This window comes from Rheinheimera sp. (assembly GCF_020217005.1).
Taxonomy (GTDB): Bacteria; Pseudomonadota; Gammaproteobacteria; order Enterobacterales; family Alteromonadaceae; genus Pararheinheimera.
The window spans coordinates 1-10,000 of record NZ_JAIWOI010000326.1 but is presented as its reverse complement, the minus strand read 5'-3'; the positions used below and the strand labels follow the sequence as shown (position 1 = coordinate 10,000).

General features: G+C 45.4%; 12 protein-coding genes and 1 pseudogene. 12 read left to right on the top strand and 1 reads right to left on the bottom strand.

What is annotated here, in order from left to right; translation table 11 throughout:
• On the bottom strand, positions 1 to 898 hold an 898-nt coding region (locus tag LDL40_RS15945), incomplete at its 3' end, for a DUF885 family protein (protein WP_300996439.1).
• A 322-nt stretch (positions 899 to 1,220) separates the two neighbouring features.
• Between LDL40_RS15945 and LDL40_RS15940 the strand changes: the two genes are divergently transcribed.
• The 12 genes and pseudogenes from LDL40_RS15940 to LDL40_RS15885 form a co-directional block, all read left to right on the top strand.
• Entirely contained in the window at positions 1,221 to 2,243 is a 1,023-nt protein-coding gene (locus tag LDL40_RS15940) for a GGDEF domain-containing protein (RefSeq protein WP_300996438.1), read from the top strand.
• A gap of 1 nt (position 2,244) precedes the next feature.
• Positions 2,245 to 3,318 (top strand): DNA alkylation repair protein, encoded by a 1,074-nt coding sequence (locus LDL40_RS15935; protein ID WP_300996437.1) that lies wholly within the window; start codon positions 2,245 to 2,247, stop codon positions 3,316 to 3,318.
• 103 nt (positions 3,319 to 3,421) lie between these two features.
• Complete coding sequence (gene ubiE / locus LDL40_RS15930) at positions 3,422 to 4,177, top strand: bifunctional demethylmenaquinone methyltransferase/2-methoxy-6-polyprenyl-1,4-benzoquinol methylase UbiE (protein WP_233079565.1); 756 nt, start codon at positions 3,422 to 3,424, stop codon at positions 4,175 to 4,177.
• Positions 4,177 to 4,782: an SCP2 domain-containing protein gene (locus tag LDL40_RS15925; protein WP_300996436.1), complete on the top strand. Its 606-nt coding sequence runs from the start codon at positions 4,177 to 4,179 to the stop codon at positions 4,780 to 4,782. The genes ubiE and LDL40_RS15925 overlap by 1 nt, the downstream gene beginning before the upstream one ends.
• A gap of 2 nt (positions 4,783 to 4,784) precedes the next feature.
• Entirely contained in the window at positions 4,785 to 6,407 is a 1,623-nt protein-coding gene (ubiB, locus tag LDL40_RS15920; RefSeq protein ID WP_300996435.1) for a ubiquinone biosynthesis regulatory protein kinase UbiB, read from the top strand.
• Positions 6,408 to 6,456: 49 nt separating this feature from the next.
• Complete coding sequence (gene tatA, locus LDL40_RS15915; protein ID WP_300996434.1) at positions 6,457 to 6,720, top strand: twin-arginine translocase TatA/TatE family subunit; 264 nt, start codon at positions 6,457 to 6,459, stop codon at positions 6,718 to 6,720.
• Positions 6,721 to 7,113, top strand: a complete 393-nt coding sequence (gene tatB, locus LDL40_RS15910) for a Sec-independent protein translocase protein TatB (protein ID WP_300996433.1) — start codon at positions 6,721 to 6,723, stop codon at positions 7,111 to 7,113.
• Complete coding sequence (tatC, locus tag LDL40_RS15905) at positions 7,091 to 7,837, top strand: twin-arginine translocase subunit TatC (RefSeq protein ID WP_300996432.1); 747 nt, start codon at positions 7,091 to 7,093, stop codon at positions 7,835 to 7,837. The genes tatB and tatC overlap by 23 nt, the downstream gene beginning before the upstream one ends.
• 11 nt (positions 7,838 to 7,848) lie before the next feature.
• The gene (locus tag LDL40_RS15900; RefSeq protein ID WP_300996431.1) at positions 7,849 to 8,349 is read left to right on the top strand and encodes a hypothetical protein; all 501 of its coding nucleotides are present in this window, start codon (positions 7,849 to 7,851) and stop codon (positions 8,347 to 8,349) included.
• Positions 8,350 to 8,354: 5 nt separating this feature from the next.
• A complete protein-coding gene (locus tag LDL40_RS15895) occupies positions 8,355 to 9,149 on the top strand; it encodes a TatD family hydrolase (protein WP_300996430.1) in 795 nt (264 codons plus the stop codon).
• On the top strand, positions 9,139 to 9,903 hold the full coding sequence (locus LDL40_RS15890; protein WP_300996429.1) for a GGDEF domain-containing protein: 765 nt from the start codon (positions 9,139 to 9,141) through the stop codon (positions 9,901 to 9,903). Before LDL40_RS15895 ends, LDL40_RS15890 begins: the two co-directional genes overlap by 11 nt.
• A pseudogene (locus tag LDL40_RS15885) lies at positions 9,890 to 10,000 on the top strand (porphobilinogen synthase); the annotation flags it as partial. The gene LDL40_RS15890 and the pseudogene LDL40_RS15885, both read left to right, overlap by 14 nt.

Sequence of the window (10,000 nt, the reverse complement as noted above, 5' to 3'; positions counted from 1 at the left end):
CCTTAAATCCAACTTTAGTGATAATGTCCTGCATCTGTGCCCGAATGCGGGATACCTCAGCTAAACCTATCTGATGAACTTGTTCAGCTGTTAGCTTTAAGCTGGTGTAATGTTCCAGTCGGTTTTGATAGTAGTCACGCCCTTGAGGCCAATCACTGGCTGCGATGCTGTCACGGGCACCTGGTAAATACTGCCGTACCATAAACTGATAAAACTGCAGGTAAGCTGGGTTAAGTTGTTGCTCGACAACCTGTTGTGCTTCACGCTGCAAGGCTGCCCAGCTATTCATATCAATAAAGTCCGGCTTTTGGTGAAACGGCTGATAAAACACATTCTGCTCAGCGGTTTTACTGACGAAAGCCAGAATACTTTGCTCAAAACCAGCTAACACCGCTTTTGGTTGAGTCATACCCGTGGTTAAGCCTTGTTGCATCCACTGTGTTTGTTGTTGCATGTAAACAGGGATGGTTTTTAACTTAGTCAGGTAGTCCTGATAATCCTGCTTCGTCTTAAACTCTGTGCCCGACACCATAAAGGCCAGATCACTGTGAAAGCCTGATTCTGCCGTTATCGGGATTAAATGAGCACCATACTGGTATTCGGAAATGGCATCTTTAAGTATATAAGCCAGAATTGCGTGGTTGATTTGTTGTTGCTCTGTCAGCTTGGTGGCATCAAACTGCTGTAATTTGCTTAACCACATTTGCCTTTGTTGAGATTGAGCAGCCAAAGTAGCAGCGGACATATCGGGCAAACTTATTTTGCTGCGGCTTGTTAAACTTTGCTCCGCTTGCCACAGTTCATTGGCAAACTGGTCAAAATCTTCGGGTTTGACAGTCTGACTGCTACATGCGGTCACTAACCACACCATACACAAAACCATAAATTTCTGGCGCATTTTATTTCCCCTGCTTTTTTTTCTGATTCTACTCTGTTCAGTTCTTACAACCAGAGCAGCGAGCTAAGCTTTTCGCATATTGGCCGCAATATTCAGATCGAACAGACCAAAAAAGCTGTTTTTTAACCACCAAAATGCGTTTTTTTAGCCAATCAGAAAAAAAACATAAAAAATAAGTCATTAATAAAGCTGAAGATGCAGACTTTTTCTATTAGATATGTCAGCTTAACAACATCAGTTTGTTTGCCTCAACGTAAGTTTCGCGTAACATTACGTTTTGAAGGCTAAATTAGCAGTAGTATTTAGTGGAGTTGTGTTTGGCATGAAATATCAGGACTCAATCGAGCAGGCAAGTGAAAAGGCAGCGCTGACCGCCGCTTTTTTGCAGCGGCATCGTTTGGCAGCCCACCCGGTCAATTACACAGTGATCTATGAGTATATCAACGGACAAAACGATGGATTATGCCAGGCGATAGAGCAGAAACTGGCGGTTCAAAGTACCTTTGACGATTTTGTTCTGGCCGAGCTTTATAGTCAGTGGTTAAGCCCGCAACACCAACGTCAGGAAGAGTTGAGCCAACAAGTCACGTCTATGCTCGGCAAATTGTCCGGCACTACAGATATTGCCAGCGAAGCTGTGCAGCATTATTTAGATGTGTTGGATCAAGCATTACTTGGGTTTGACCCAAACAACGCGAACCGCAGCCGGGAAAGCGTCAATAAAGTAATTAGCGCCACTTACGCTATTAAAGCCAGTCAGCAAAAACTCAAAGATCAGCTCGATTTTTCTAATGAACAATGTCATGCACTGAGATCTGAACTGGAAAACCTGAAAAAAGAAAGACAGTTAGATCCTTTGACTGGCTTGTATAACAGGCTTGCGATGCAGGAGCATCTGGATCTGTGGTTAAGCGAAAATCCGGGCCGTCGGATAGCTGCAATAGCAGTCAATCTGGATCATTTCTCCCAATTTAATCAGGATTATGGCTTTGGTGTCGGTGATGTGATCCTGAGCAAAGTGGCGAGAAAAATTGCCAGTTATGTACAGGAAAGTGGCTTGCCTGTTCGTTCAGGTGGTGAAGAGTTTCTGATTTTATTACCGGATGTTGATTTACGCACAGCAGGCGAAATAGCGGAACAAGTACGTAAGGGTGTAGAGAAATTACGCTTTGTCTCGGCGAAAAGTAAGAAAACTTTGCCTAAAGTGACGATTTCCTTAGGCGTCAGCATCTACAACACAGCGGAAAACTGGCATCAATTTTTATCCCGTAGCAGCAAAGTATTACTTGAAGCAAAAGTTCGCGGCCGCAATCAGGTGGCGACAGAGTTAATGCTGGCAACCTGATATGGCCAGCTTGCTCAAAGACCTGTTTAGTCCGGCATTTCTGCAGCGGTTAGCGGCATTATGTCACCAACAACACCAGGCCTTTTTGACAGAACAATTTCTGCGACAAACTCAAGGTGAAGACTGGCAGCAGTTAGAGCTCAAAGCCAGAACCCGTCAGATCAGCCATGCCCTGTACAGCGCTCTTGATTTACCATACAGCGATGCCATTCAAGTATTGCTTCCGGTCAGTAGCCACTTCTCCGGTGTGCCGGGTTTTATCTTTGCCGATTATGTTGAGGTTTATGGTATTGACGATCCGGAAACCTCATTTAAAGCCTTGGCGCATTTCACCTGTTATTCAACAGCTGAGTTTGCGATCAGGCCATTTTTCCAACGTTACCCTGATTTAACTCTCAGTCAAATGAAAGCCTGGGCCTGTTCTGACAATGTGCATTTGCGTCGCTTGGCCAGTGAGGGTGCAAGGCCCAGACTGCCCTGGGGTATGGCGCTAAAAGCTTATAAACAAAATCCTACGCCTTTGCTACCTATTCTGGAACAGCTGAAAGCTGATACAGAGCCTTATGTACAACGCAGTGTGGCAAACCACCTCAACGATATCAGCAAAGATCACCCTGAACTTGTGCTGGACATAGCAGAAAAATGGTTTGGCCAGCATCAAATTACAGATTGGATCATTAAGCATGCTTTACGTGGTCTATTGAAACAGGCTCATCCCAGAGCGTTAGCTTTGTTTGGTTTGCAGCAGTTACCACTGCAAGTCCGATTGAATATTCATAATGCCCAGGTGTCAGCGCAACGGCCGCTGCATTTTTTGGTTGAGCTCTCTGGTCCAGCGGAACTGGAAGCCAAAATAAGGCTGGAATACAAAATCGGTTATCGAAAAAAATCTGGCCAGCTGAATTACAAAGTATTCCAACTGAGTAATAAAATCTGGACAGGTCAGGATTTGCGATTTGAGCGCCGCCAGGCCTTTGTTGACCTGACCACCCGCAAACATTATCCAGGCCAGCATCACTTGCAGATTATGCTCAATGGCCATTGTTATGCAGAGAGCTTCTTTGAATTGATCTAAAACATCAGTGCAGTCATAAAACTTCAGGATAAGTTGGCGTAAGCCGCCGAATCTTTTACACTAGCGCCACTTTAGTTCACAACGAACAGCCAAAGGCTTTTTTATGACTGACCAGCAACCTGATAGCACTCATTTTGGCTTTAAAACAGTGAAGCAGACCGAAAAAGTTTCACTCGTAGCCAATGTATTCCATTCCGTTGCGGCCAAATACGATCTGATGAACGATGTGATGTCTATGGGCATTCACCGCCTCTGGAAAAGATTTACCATAGACTGCAGTGGTGTTCGTCCTGGTCATCAGGTATTGGATTTGGCAGGCGGTACAGGTGATATCACCGCCTTGTTTTCGAAAAGAGTTGGTCCTACCGGCAAAGTGATACTGGCAGATATTAATGAATCTATGCTCAATGTGGGCCGTGACAAGCTACGTGACTTAGGTTTAGTTAATAACATTGATTATGTGCAGGCTAACGCAGAAGCTCTGCCTTTTGCTGATAACAGCTTTGACATTATCAGCATCGGCTTTGGCCTGCGTAATGTCACGGACAAAGACGCGGCCCTGCGTTCTATGTACAGAGTGCTGAAACCTGGTGGCCGCTTGCTGGTACTGGAATTCTCCAAGCCTGAGTACGAATGGCTGAGTAAAGTCTACGATCTGTATTCTTTTAAATTGCTGCCCGCTATTGGTGGTTTGGTGGCTAACGACAAAGAAAGTTACCAGTACCTGGCTGAATCTATCCGCATGCATCCGGATCAAGACACCTTAAAACAAATGATGGAAACTGCTGGTTTTGAACATGTCAGCTATCATAATCTGACCGGTGGTATAGTGGCTCTGCACAAAGGTTACAAATTCTGATGTTGAGTTTAGTGCCACAACTGATCTGCGCCACATTAGAAAAAGTGCTGCACAAAGTAGTGGCTATGGACCCTGCATCCCCTGCCTTATTGCAAAAAATACAGGGAAAACAACTCGCCTTGCAGTTACAGGAACTGCCATGGCGTTTTGTTTTATCTGCAACAACAGAAAGCTTATTGCTGAATCAACATAACGAGAAAGTCGATTGCGTGATCAGCACCGACCTTGCGACCTTACAACAGCTGAATGACCCTGGCCAGCTCACCCGCTTAATAAAACAGGACAAACTGCAAATTGATGGTGATCTGCAGGTAGCACAGCAGTTCAGCAGCCTGTTACAACAATTGGACCCTGACTGGCAACAACATCTGTCTGGTTGGCTGGGAGATGCTCTGGCCCACAAAGTCGCAATGGCGATCAAACAACTGCAGCTATATATACAGACGCAACTAAAGCAATTAGAACATGCTGCTGTTGAACTGGCTCAGGACGAACTTGCATTGAGCCCAACACAAGCAGAAATGAACCAATTCAGCCGTGACGTCAGTCAATTACAGGCAAGACTGGATCAATTGAGCCGACATAACGCCTTCAGGCAGGAGTAATTTTGGGTCTGCGCCGTTTTTACCATATTTTAAAAACCTTGCTGCAGTACGGACTGGAGCAACTTATCCCACAGCAATGGCAGCCCTGGTATTTCCGCACTGCACGAAATATCATCTTTTGGCTAAGCAATAAACACCCGGACAAGACAGAAGGCGAGCGTTTACGTTTGGCTTTGCAACAGCTTGGGCCAGTGTGGGTCAAGTTTGGTCAGATGTTATCCACCAGGCGCGATTTGTTTCCTGAGCAATGGGTGGATGAACTAGCCAAGCTACAAGACAAAGTAGAAGCTTTTTCTGGTCAGCAGGCCAAAGAGTTAATTATTCAGCAACTGGGTTTAGAACAAATCACCGACTTGTTTGAGCAGTTTGATGAAAACCCGCTGGCGTCCGCTTCTATAGCTCAGGTTCATACTGCTCAACTTAAACAAACTGACGGCACTTTAGCTGATGTAGTAGTTAAGGTGATTCGGCCTGATATCAGACCGCAAATTCTGGCCGATTTAGAGCTGATGGATGCGCTGGCAGATTTGATAGCCCGTTATCTGCCTGACGGAAAAAGGTTGCGTCCAAAAGAAGTGGTCGCAGAGTATCGCAAAACCATTCTGGACGAATTGGATCTGCAACGTGAAGCAGCCAATGCTATCCAGTTAAAACGTAACTTCGAAGGGTCTGACTCACTCTATGTCCCCTATGTTTATGCCGACCACAGCAGAGCTGGCGTCATGGTCATGGAGCGGATTTATGGTATACCAGTATCAGACTTAACGGCACTAAAAGCCCAGGGTACCAATCTCGAATTACTGGCTAAGCGTGGAGTAGAAGTTTTCTTCACCCAAGTGTTCCGCGATAGCTTTTTTCATGCAGATATGCACCCCGGTAATATTTTTGTTTCCTTTGAAACTCCACATAACCCTAAATACATTGGCATAGACTGCGGTATAGTAGGCACTTTGAACAAAGAAGATAAACGCTATCTGGCAGAGAACTTTGTCGCCTTCTTTAACCGCGATTACTTAAAAGTAGCGCAACTACATGTCGACTCAGGCTGGGTTCCTCCCGACACCAGCGTAGAAGAATTTGAAAGTGCTATACGAACTGTCTGCGAACCTATATTCCAGAAACCGCTGCAGGATATCTCCTTTGGCCAGGTCCTGTTTAATCTGTTTAACACTGCCCGTCGCTTTAATATGCAGGTTCAGCCACAACTGGTGTTGTTGCAAAAAACTCTGCTGTACATTGAAGGCTTAGGCCGGCAGTTGTATCCACAATTAGATTTGTGGCAAACAGCAAAACCTTTTCTGGAAAATTGGGTCCAACAGCAAATGGGCCCCGCCGCATTGTGGCGGGAGGTGAAAGCCAATTTGCCTTTCTGGGCAGAAAAGATGCCAGAAATGCCGGGGTTGTTGCATCAGTATTTACAACAAGGCCCGAAACAGCAAAACAGCCTGTTAGCAGTGCTACAGCAAATGCAATTACAACAACAGAACCAGACAAAAAAACTGGCTTATGCCATATTGGCGGGCTGCAGTTTGTTAAGTGCTGTCTTATTACTGACATCTGGCTGGTCTATAACAGCGGCGGGACTTGTGCTGGTCGCACTGGGTTTTGTATTTAAAATAAATTAACGGACGAACGGTTCCGTTGTAACGGTTTAAAAAAGCGAAGGAGAATAACATGGGTTTTGGTGGCATTAGTATTTGGCAGTTATTAATCATACTGGTGATTATTGTCCTGCTGTTTGGTACCAAGCGTCTGCGTGGCATAGGTTCTGATTTGGGTTCAGCTATCAAAGGTTTCCGCAACTCAGTCAAAGATTCGGAAGAAAATGTTGAGCCTGTAGCCCCTGTGGTGCAAACACCTCAGCCTCAACTAAAAACTGAGACGAAAGAAACAGCTCCGGCCACTGCTGAATCAGCAAAAACTCCTGAACAACGCTAAATGAGCTTTTGGGAATTAGTGGTTATCGCCGTAGTTGCTCTGCTGGTGTTAGGCCCAGAGCGATTACCGGGCGCTATTCGCAGTGTTAGTGGTTTTGTCCGCAGCGTAAAACAATTCGGCCAGCAAATGCAGGCTGAATTAAACGACGAACTTCGGGTACAGGAACTACACGACAAGTTAAAACAAGCCGAAGAAAAAGGCTTGCTCAACCTGACAACTGAAGAAATGCAGGCAATCACAGAGCTACGTCAAGCCGCTGCGGATGTAACTAACCCTTACCCTGCTGCACCCCCGGTTGCTGGCGCGTCTGTAAAACAGGCAGAGCCTGCAGCCAACACAGTATCCGTTTCACCAGAATCAGTAGTAGCAGATGACAAAAACCACAAATCCTAACAGTTTGTTAGGACACCTGATTGAACTTAGGCGTCGGCTGTTAAATACCGTGATGGCTGTGCTGCTGGTATTTATCTGTCTGGCTTATTTTGCAGCAGATATTTATCACCTGATGGCATCGCCTTTAATGGCGGTGTTACCTGCCGGCGCTTCCATGATAGCGACAGATGTAGCAGCGCCGTTTTTTGCTCCGTTTAAACTGACCTTTATTGTTGCCTTGTGCCTTACAGTCCCTTACATGCTGTGGCAAATCTGGTTGTTCGTAGCCCCCGCTTTGTATCAAAAAGAAAAACATCTGGTCGCGCCACTTATTGTGTCCAGTACAGTGTTGTTCTACTGCGGTATAGCTTTTGCGTATTACATTGTGTTCCCAATAGTCTTTGGTTTTTTTACCAGTGTGGCGCCAGAAGGTGTGACTATAGCAACTGACATCAGTAGCTATCTCGATTTTGTGTTAAAACTTTTTTTCGCTTTTGGTTTATCTTTTGAAATTCCGGTCGCTGTATTGTTATTAGTATGGACAGGTGCAGTAAGCCGTCAGCAACTGGTGGAAAAGCGCCCTTATTTTGTAGTGTTTGCGTTTATTATTGGCATGTTACTGACACCACCAGATGTATTGTCTCAGATATTACTGGCTGTCCCCATGTGCTTGTTGTATGAATTGGGTATTTGGCTTAGCCGTTTTTATGTTCAGGCCGAGTCAGAACAAACAGAGATTCAGTAAGGAAAATAATTATGAGAAGTAAAGTCGGTATTTTAGTCTTGACCCTTTGGGCCGGATCGGCCAATGCTGCAGAATTGTCTGACCAACTGTCACAGTGTCGTGCAGTGCAAAATGATCTGCAACGTTTGACCTGCTATGACAAAATTGGCACTAAAACCTTTAGTTCTGCTGTTGTTACGACAGAAGAGCAACAAAGCCTGGAGAGAGCACCAACTACAAATAACCAGGTAATTGCTGAGACCAATACTGACAACTTCGGCATAGAGCACAAAGAAACGGTCAAAGATCTTGCGAGCAGCCTCACCGCAACTGTAGCGTCCATTGAACAGTCAAAACGTGGTTTATGGACTGTGACTCTGGACAATGGTCAAAAATGGCGCCAGATCTCCAGTGACGGCTTTTTACTGCGTAAAGGTGAAGAAGTGACGATCATTAGAGGAATGTTCAATTCATTTCTGTTAACCAGAAAAGGGTCAGAACGCCAAACCAAGGTCGCCAGGTTACAGGATTAATCCTGGTGTTTGATATCGGAGTCAACCTTCTGAACGCTCAGTTTGACCTGGATCGCCAGGAGGTTATCGACAGAGCTTGGGCTGCTGGCGTGCACGCTATGCTGCTAATCAGCACTGATATCGACGAAACCAGAAAAAATCAGCTTGAATCTGAACTGGAACCCAACTTTTTTTGCACAGCTGGGGTACACCCGCATTATGCTGCCCAGTTCACCCCTGAAGATTTGCAGCAGCTGGAATTGATGCTGACACATCATAAAGTGGTCGCGGTTGGAGAATGTGGATTAGATTTTAATCGGGATTTTTCGCCTCGCGACCGCCAGATAGAGGTGTTTGAACTACAGCTGCAGCTGGCAAAAAAAGCCAATAAGGCGGTATATTTGCATGAGCGTGACGCCTTTGATACTCAGTTGTCTTTGCTAAAGCAGTATCAGATCCAGCAGGGAGTAGCGCACTGTTTTACTGGTGATCTACGCCAGATGCGGGCCTACCTGGAGCTCGGTTTATACATAGGTATTACAGGATGGCTGTGTGATGAGAGACGCCATGATCAGCTGGTCGAGGCACTGAATTATTTGCCGATGGACAGATTGTTGATTGAAACAGACGCCCCTTATCTTTTACCCCGGACACTGCAGCAAAAACCAAAAAGCAGACGCAATGAACCCATGTATCTGGCTGAAATAGCACAGTGTATAGCAAGATTAACTGGAGAATCTGTTGATAAGATCCAGCAAATCAGCATGCAAAATAGCTACAGGGTGTTTAATTTGCCACAGGACTTAAAGCATGTTGATTGACAGAGTGTTGCTACAGTGGCCTGTGCTGCTTTTTGGTATCGCTATTGGAGCCATTCTAAGCAGCTTGTTGGCTTGGTTGTTGTTTTATCTGCAACAAAGGAAATGGCAACAGAACGTAGCGGATCAGCTGGAAGACAGCATTCAGCAGCGCACCCTTGAATTGCAAATCACCCTGACTGAATTAGCAGATAAAAACAAACTTCTGGAACAGCAAAATACCAGAGACGCCTTGACTGGCGTGCGCAACAGAGCTTTTTTTGACCAGAAAATTAATGCTGAAATAAAACGTAGTCGACGCGAGCGCAGTACTTTAGGTTTGTTGATGATCGACATCGACCACTTTAAATCCATCAATGACAATTATGGTCACCTTGTTGGTGATTTGGTCATCAAAGAAGTCGCCCATCGCCTGCAGCAAGAATTAAAACGTAGTACAGATTACCTCTGTCGTTATGGTGGTGAAGAGTTTGCCATTATTCTGCCAAATACAGACACCGAAGGAGCTATGGTGCTGGCAGAGCAACTTCGCCTTTGCCTCAATGCATCGCCCGTACAGCATGAAGAGCTGCAGTTATCCATCAGCGCTAGCATAGGTTGTTATGCAGCTGTCGCTGAAATTAGCAGCATCAGTTCGGATTATATTCAAGCCGCAGACATCGCCCTTTATCAGGCCAAAAATGAGGGTCGGAATAGGGTTGTTTGTAGTCTTGAGTCAGAGATCTCAATCAAGGAGACTCCAGATGAGTCAGTTTAACGAATACTTCCCTGCCAGCCGCTTACGCCGTATGCGTCAGTCAGACTTTAGCCGTCGTTTAATGGCCGAAAACCGTGTCACAGTAGACGACTTAATT

What these genes read in the sequence shown, in the direction of transcription:
- LDL40_RS15890 (WP_300996429.1), top strand. Translation starts at nt 9,139, where the DNA reads ATGTTGATTGACAGAGTGTTGCTACAGTGGCCTGTGCTGCTTTTTGGT.
- tatA (WP_300996434.1), top strand. Translation starts at nt 6,457, where the DNA reads ATGGGTTTTGGTGGCATTAGTATTTGGCAGTTATTAATCATACTGGTG.
- LDL40_RS15925 (WP_300996436.1), top strand. Translation starts at nt 4,177, where the DNA reads ATGTTGAGTTTAGTGCCACAACTGATCTGCGCCACATTAGAAAAAGTG.
- ubiE (WP_233079565.1), top strand. Translation starts at nt 3,422, where the DNA reads ATGACTGACCAGCAACCTGATAGCACTCATTTTGGCTTTAAAACAGTG.
- LDL40_RS15900 (WP_300996431.1), top strand. Translation starts at nt 7,849, where the DNA reads ATGAGAAGTAAAGTCGGTATTTTAGTCTTGACCCTTTGGGCCGGATCG.
- tatB (WP_300996433.1), top strand. Translation starts at nt 6,721, where the DNA reads ATGAGCTTTTGGGAATTAGTGGTTATCGCCGTAGTTGCTCTGCTGGTG.
- tatC (WP_300996432.1), top strand. Translation starts at nt 7,091, where the DNA reads ATGACAAAAACCACAAATCCTAACAGTTTGTTAGGACACCTGATTGAA.
- LDL40_RS15940 (WP_300996438.1), top strand. Translation starts at nt 1,221, where the DNA reads ATGAAATATCAGGACTCAATCGAGCAGGCAAGTGAAAAGGCAGCGCTG.
- LDL40_RS15935 (WP_300996437.1), top strand. Translation starts at nt 2,245, where the DNA reads ATGGCCAGCTTGCTCAAAGACCTGTTTAGTCCGGCATTTCTGCAGCGG.